This window comes from Halorubrum sp. AJ67 (assembly GCF_000513435.1).
Map to the genome: position 1 here is coordinate 51,632 of NZ_CBVY010000008.1, position 6,084 is coordinate 57,715.

The 6,084-nt window shown below is 69.3% G+C and carries 5 protein-coding genes; 3 read left to right on the forward strand and 2 right to left on the reverse strand.

Annotated features, from left to right (window positions below; translation table 11 throughout):
* Positions 1-313 precede the first annotated feature (313 nt).
* Positions 314-1,918 carry a phosphoribosylglycinamide formyltransferase gene (gene purN, locus BN903_RS08530; RefSeq protein WP_048077344.1) on the forward strand — a complete coding sequence of 535 codons (1,605 nt, stop codon included), beginning with the start codon at positions 314-316 and terminating at the stop codon, positions 1,916-1,918.
* Between the two features lie 38 nt (positions 1,919-1,956).
* On the opposite strand, the gene BN903_RS08535 is transcribed toward purN, so the two are convergent.
* Positions 1,957-2,997, reverse strand: coding sequence for a hypothetical protein (locus BN903_RS08535; protein WP_048077345.1), 1,041 nt, complete (start codon positions 2,995-2,997; stop codon positions 1,957-1,959).
* 220 nt (positions 2,998-3,217) lie between these two features.
* Here BN903_RS08535 and BN903_RS08540 point away from each other — a divergent pair, with 220 nt between their 5' ends.
* Entirely contained in the window at positions 3,218-4,519 is a 1,302-nt protein-coding gene (locus tag BN903_RS08540; RefSeq protein WP_048077346.1) for an MFS transporter, read from the forward strand.
* Between the two features lie 27 nt (positions 4,520-4,546).
* On the opposite strand, the gene BN903_RS08545 is transcribed toward BN903_RS08540, so the two are convergent.
* Entirely contained in the window at positions 4,547-5,605 is a 1,059-nt protein-coding gene (locus tag BN903_RS08545; RefSeq protein ID WP_048077347.1) for a M42 family metallopeptidase, read from the reverse strand.
* Between the two features lie 137 nt (positions 5,606-5,742).
* Between BN903_RS08545 and BN903_RS08550 the strand changes: the two genes are divergently transcribed.
* The gene (locus tag BN903_RS08550) at positions 5,743-6,000 is read left to right on the forward strand and encodes an MTH865 family protein (RefSeq protein WP_048077348.1); all 258 of its coding nucleotides are present in this window, start codon (positions 5,743-5,745) and stop codon (positions 5,998-6,000) included.
* Positions 6,001-6,084 lie beyond the last annotated feature (84 nt).

Consider the following 6,084-nt stretch of genomic DNA (forward strand, 5'->3'; position numbering starts at 1 on the left):
ATCAGCGCGGCCTCGCTCGCGTACGGCGACAGCGGTGCCGTCCGGCCGGCGTATCGCCCGTCGAGCGGCGAGACGGCCGCGAGCGGGTCCGATCGGTCCAGTCCGGCTATCGCGTCGCCGGCGTCCTCGTCGGCATCGTCGGTCATGGTCGCGACTGCCGCCGGAGCCAGCAAAAGCGTGTCGATGGGACGAACCACGGACGTGGATCCGTCTCGCGTCCTCGACGCGTCGAACCCCCGTCTCGATCCGCAATCGTGCCTATTAGACCGGCGCGGACCGCAATCGATATACCCGATCGGTCGGACCCTCACACATGAAGATCGCCGGACTCGCGAGCGAACCGGGACGGAACCTCAGACACATCGCCGACGCCGCGCCCGGCGGCGCGGAGCTGTCGGTCGTCCTGACGAACCGCGAGCAGGCACCCGTTCTGGAGGCCGCGACGGAGCGCCGCGTCCCGACCGAGGTCGTCGAGCGCGACGAGGGGGAGTCGCGGGAGGCACACGAGCGCCGGATCGTCGAACGTCTCTCCGACTACGACTTCGATCTGGTCTGTCTGGACGGCTACATGCGCGTGCTGACCGACGAGTTCCTCGACGCGGTCCCGACGACGCTGAACGTCCACCCCTCGCTGCTCCCGTCGTTCCCCGGCACCGACGCCCACGAGCAGGTGCTGGCCGCCGGCGTTCGAACGACCGGCTGTACGGTCCACGTCGTCACCGAGGAGGTCGACGCCGGCCCGGTCGTCACGCAGGAGCCGATCCCCGTCTACGAGGACGACGACGCCGACTCGCTGAAGGCGCGCGTCCTCCGCGAGGCCGAGTTCACCGCGTACCCGCGGGCGGTCCGGTGGTTCGCCGAGGACCGCGTGACCGTCGAGCGCGACGCGGACGGTAGCCCGGTCGATGTCGCGGTCGAGGGCGACGTGGGCGGCGACTTCCCCGAGCGGCGGTTCGTCTCCGAGGAGCGGACCGCCACGCTCCGGTACGGTGAGAACCCGCATCAGGACGCCGCCTTGTACGTCGACGACGGCTGCGAGGAGGCGAGCGTCGTCGACGCCGACCAGCTGAACCCCGGTGCGAAGGGCATGGGGTACAACAACTACAACGACGCCGACGCCGCGCTGGACCTCGTGAAGGAGTTCGACGACCCCGCGGCCGCGGTGATCAAACACACTAACCCCGCGGGCTGTGCGGTCGGAGACGACCTCGCGGACGCGTACGACCGCGCGCTGCGAACCGACGCGAAGTCGGCGTTCGGCGGCATCGTCGCGCTGAACCGCGAGTGCGACGCCGACACCGCGACCGCGGTCGCCGACTCGTTCAAGGAGGTCGTCGTCGCGCCCGGCTACACCGACAGCGCGCTCGACGTCCTCACGGAGAAGAAGAACCTCCGCGTGCTCGACGTGGGCCCGCTCGGCGAGGGCGACGACCGGTTCTCGGAGCGGTTCACCGAGAAACCGATCGTCGGCGGCCGCCTCGTTCAGGCGCGCGACCGACAGTCGCCGACCGCAGAGGACTTGGAGGTCGTCACCGAGCGCGAGCCGACCGACGAGCAGGTCGAGACGATGCTGTTCGCGTGGCAGACCCTCAAGCACGTGAAATCGAACGGCATCCTCTTCGCGACCGGCACCGAGACGGTCGGCGTCGGGATGGGACAGGTCTCGCGGGTCGACGCCGTCACGCTCGCGGCGATGAAAGCCGAGAAGGACGCGGAGGGCAAGTCCGCCGAGGGCGCGGTGATGGCCTCGGACGCCTTCTTCCCGTTCCCGGACGCGATCGAGGAGGCGGCCGACGCGGGGATCGAGGCCGTGATCCAGCCCGGCGGCTCCGTCAACGACGAGGACGTGATCGCCGCCGCCGACGAGCGCGACATGGCGATGGCGTTCACCGGGACGCGCTGCTTCCGGCACGACTGACGGGCGCTGTCGCGTCCGTCGACCTCGCCGGCGGCGGTTTACACCGACCGGCCGCCGTCGGGATACCACACCCCCTGACCCGGGGTGTGATGGTGCCACAGGTCGTCCTCGCGGATGAGCCGCTGATCCCGCCACCGGAACCGGGCGTTACCCACGTACGAGAACGGACCGGGCGTCTCCGCCGCCGTCACGAGCGAGCGCTGACAGGCAGTGAACTCCGGACGCACCCCGTCGCCCGCCTGCGTGAATCGATGGTCGACGGTGTCGCCGGTCTCCTCCGCAACACGCCGGACCGCCAGCCCTCCGGTCTCGCTCGCCGGCGGGGCGGTCGCGCGCAAGCGGTCGTCGAACGAGGCCACGAGCCGCACCTGATCGGCGTCGTACGTCCCGTCGCCGCCGCGTATCGTCCCCCGCAGTTCGAGTTCGACGTGGGTCCCGTCCGCGTCGCTGACAACTCGAACCGCGTCCCGACGGGTGAATGTGGCCACGTCGTTGCGACCGTGGACGTACGAGGGGCCGAGCGTCCTCGCCTCCTCGTCGAACCCGGGCGGGCGGTCCGACAGCTCCGCGTCGACCGCGCACGCGGTTCGCGGCGGATTCAGCACGGTGTCGACCGCTCCGGCGAGGCCGCCCGGGACCTCGATCCCCTCGAACACGTGCGTGACCAGCCCGTCTTCGGACGGGACGGCGGCCGCGACGCGCGTATCTGACCCCCAACCGTCGCTGGCGAAGCCGTACGGCCGACCGTCGGCCGCACAGAGGTCCATGGGAAGCACCTGTGCGTTGCGGCCGACGACCACCACCGGAGTCGACTCCCGAAGCGCAGTCCCCGGCTCCGGTCGGTCGAACCCGTCGGACGGGAACAGCGCGACGCGTGCGGCCGCGGGGTCATCGACGGTCTGCGGGTCGGCACCGTCCGGGAGCGGAACGCCGTCGGCGACGTAGAGCGGACCTACGCTGAACTCGTTCGGATCGGTCTGTGATGTCAAGTTTCCGAGCCGGGCGCTACAGCCGGCGAGACCGCCGGCGAATCCGGTACCGACTGCCGCGAGGAGGGCGCGACGAGAGCGGGAGGGCATACGGAACTCGGGACACGACCGCGACAAATCAGTTTTGTGGTTGGATCCGTGATCACCGTTTCTGACGCCCGGAATCGGCCGAAAGCACCCTATTCGCGCGAATCTCTCTGTCGGCGTCGTCCGATCCGACTCTCGTTCGATTGAAACGATAACCCCACGCGGACCGCCGGATCTGCGGGCCTTTTGTCTCGGGACGCACTGAGGCCGAGCCGAGACGACCGTGGCGCAGTTCGGCAACTCGGTACGGCTGCTCGGGGACCGGGAGTTCGCGGCGCTCGCCGGGACCGCGTTCGCGCGCAGTCAGGCGTACTCGACGATCCTCATCGCCCTCGCGCTGTACGCGGATCTGTTCGGCACCACCGGGTTCGTCGAGGGACTCTTTGGCACCGCCTTCGCGGTCGTCCAACTCGTCATCGTCCTCCCGCTCGGCCGGTGGGTCGACACCGGGAACGCGAAGCGGTGGCTGCTCGGCGGCTTTCTGGTCAACGTCGCCGTCTTCGTCGGGTTCGCCTTGGTCGACAGCTCGGTCCACGTGATCCTCGTGCGGATGGTCCAGGGGCTCGGCGCGAGCGTCCTCTGGATCACGGGCGCGACGGTGATCGGCGAGATCAGCCCGGACGACGAGCGGGGGCGCTGGCTCGGCTCGTACAACCAGTTCGCCTCCTTCTCGTCGCTCGCGGGCGACCTCGTCGGCGGCTACCTGCTGTACGCCTACGGCTTCTCCGAGACGTACCTCGTCTTGACGCTCGTCACGCTCGCCGCCTTCGCCTTAGTGTACGCCTTCCTCCGCGACAACCCCGGCGGCCGGAAGGACCCCGAGGACGCGGGCGGGATCGAGACGTTCCGGTCGCTTCTCGGACTCCCAATGCTGCGCGCCCTCGTCTTCTTCCGGTTCACCTTCAGCGTCGGGAAGATGGCGGTGATCATCTTCCTACCCATCTACGCGCGGACGTCGTTCGGCATCTCCGCGTTCGCCATCGGCTGGATCATGGCCGGCGGGAAGGCGACGAAGGCGCTCACGCAGGGGTTCGTCGGCGACCTCACCGACCGCTACGAGCGCACCTACCTGTTCGTCGCGGTCGGCGCACTCCTGTACGGCGTCGGCACGGCGACGATCCCCCTCGCCGCGTACTTCGAGGGGACCGTCTCGCCGGTCACCGTCTCGTACCTCGGCGACTCCCAGACGCTCGGCGGGGCCTTCTTCGCGCTGTTCGGGGCCTACTCGCTTCTGGGGATCGCGGACTCGATCCGGCTGCCGGCGAGCATGTCGCTGTTCGTCAGCGAGGGGGAGGCGTACGACTCCGTCGCCAGCGCGATGAGCCTGCGGTCCGTCTCGTGGAAGGTCGGGCAGGTCGTCGGTCCGGTGCTGGTCGGCACCACGATGGACGGGACGAGCACCGAGACCGGGTTCCTGCTCGCGGCCGCGTTCATCGCGTTCGCGACGACCGGCTTCGCGTGGCAGGCGCGGAACGCCCACCGCGCCGCCCGGGATCCCGGACCCGCGGTCCCCGGCGACGACTGAGTCGCGGGGTCCGACGCGAACTCCGGCTCAGAGGGTGTAGTCGTGTTCGCCCGTCTCGGACTCCAAGAACGACGTCAGAAGGTCGATCGTCGCCTCCACGTCGCCGCCGTCGGCGGTTTCGGTGACAGTGTGGAGGTACCGCGTCGGGATCGATATCGCGCCGACGGGCTTCGCGCCCGCCGTGTTCTGGAACCCGGCCGTGTCGGTGCCGCCCGCGGGCAGCACCTCGTGCTGGTGGTCGATGTCCGCCGCTTCAGCCACGTCGGTGAGGCGACCGTGGACCTTCGGGCTGGTGATCACCGAGGAGTCCTTCAGCTTGACGGCCGCGCCATCGCCGAGTTCGGTGACGGCGTCGGCCTCGTCGCCGATCTGGGGCACGTCGTTGGCGACGGTGACGTCTAAGGCGATCGCGAGGTTGGGGTCGATGTCGACGCCGAGCGCGGTCGCCCCCCGAATGCCGACCTCCTCCTGAACCGTCGCCGCGAAGTGGATCGTGGCGTCGGGCTCCTCGATTCGGTCGGCCGCTTCGAGCATCGCGAACAGGCAGATCCGGTCGTCGAGCGCCTTGCCCGTGATCCGGTCTCCCATCCGCGTCGTGGTCTGATCGAGGGTGACGAGGTCGCCGACGCTCACGAGGTCGTCGACCGCCTCGGCGTCGCGCCCGAGGTCGATGAAGACGTCTTTCACCTCGTCGTCCGTCTCCTGCTGTTCCTCCGTGAGCGTGTGCGGCGGGACGGAGCCGATGACGCCGGTCAGGTCCTCGTCGCCGTGGACGGTAACGCGCTGCGCGCGCAGCACGCGGGCGTCGAAGCCGCCGAGGGGGTCCACCTGAACGAACCCGTCGTCGGTGACGTGCCGGATCATGAACCCGATCTCGTCCATGTGGGCCGCCACGGCGACCGAGTAGTCCGCGTCGCCCTCGATCGTCCCGACGACGTTGCCCATCGCGTCGGTTCGGACGCGGTCGACCCTGTCGGCGAACTCGCGCCGGACGACCTCGCGGACGTCGTCCTCGTAGCCCGGGACGCCGCGGGCCTCGGTCAGCTCTCGGAGCAGGTCGAACTCGAAGTCGAACTCGTGTGCCATGTCCGTGACTGTCCGCGCCAGCGACAAAGGTCCGCAGGATCTGGCACGGCCGTCTGGCTTCGCCGATCTCACAAACGCTAAATTAGTTTACCGTTGTTCCGCAACCCTTTTGCGGGCGCTCGCGGGATGGAGTGTGTATGAGCGACGTGAGAGCGGAACTCCGCGAACAGTTCTTAGAGGCGTTCGGCGGCGCAGACTTCCCCGTCGAGAACCAGATGGACCTCGTCCCGGCGCTGCCGGACGGCCCCGCGACGAAGTTCGAGGCCGGCGACGTGAGCCTCACCGCCATGGAGATGGCGGCGAAGCTCGGCAGCGAACAGGAGTTCCCCTACGACACCGCCGAGGAACTCGTCGACGACATCCTCGACGGGCTGGAAGCGAAGGGGATGATCTGAGCCGGTCGGTTCGGAACCACTTTTTTCGCCGGCGATCCGCGGCACTCGACGCCCCGTAGCCGCGACGCCGGCGGGAACTTGATT